Origin of the sequence: Terrisporobacter mayombei (assembly GCF_020748465.1) — a bacterium.
Taxonomy (GTDB): domain Bacteria; phylum Bacillota; class Clostridia; order Peptostreptococcales; family Peptostreptococcaceae; genus Terrisporobacter; species Terrisporobacter mayombei.
Genome location: NZ_JAHZMP010000089.1, coordinates 1 through 537, shown reverse-complemented (window position 1 = coordinate 537; position 537 = coordinate 1). Strand labels below are relative to the sequence as shown.

Sequence of the window (537 nt, the reverse complement as noted above, 5' to 3'; positions counted from 1 at the left end):
ATAATGATGCCTGGTTCAAGTGGTTTTGAAGTATGTACAAAACTTCGTGAGAAAAGTACAGTCCCAATAATCATGCTTACTGCAAGAGATACAGATATAGATTATATTACAGGGATAACCTTAGGTAGTGATGATTATTTTACAAAACCATTTAGCCCAATGTCTTTGGTTATGAGAGTAAAATCTATATTTAGAAGGATAGAGTTTGAAAAAAAACAAAATTATGATAAATATAGTAACTTGGTAAATATGGAATTAAAATTTGGGGATGTAATAATAAATAAAAAGAATAAAATCGTTACAAGTAAAAATGTAAATATAGACCTTACACCAAATGAATATAACCTATAGACTTATTTGTTTGAAAATATAGATAGAGCAGTTTCAAGAGATGAATTATTAAACAAAGTATGGGGATACGATATAGAAGTTGAGACAAGGGCTGCTGATGATACAGTGAAGAGATTAAGTAAAAAAATTTTAGATATAAATATTATAATAGAAACTGTATGGGGGTTTGGATTTAGGTTGAAGGAG

The 537-nt window shown here is 28.5% G+C and carries 2 protein-coding genes; both read left to right on the top strand.

Annotated features, from left to right (window positions below):
* Positions 1 to 351: response regulator transcription factor (locus tag K0039_RS20490; RefSeq protein WP_228106794.1), on the top strand; the 351-nt coding region annotated here is incomplete at its 5' end.
* A 6-nt stretch (positions 352 to 357) separates the two neighbouring features.
* Positions 358 to 537: winged helix-turn-helix domain-containing protein (locus K0039_RS20485; protein WP_228106793.1), on the top strand; the 180-nt coding region annotated here is incomplete at its 3' end.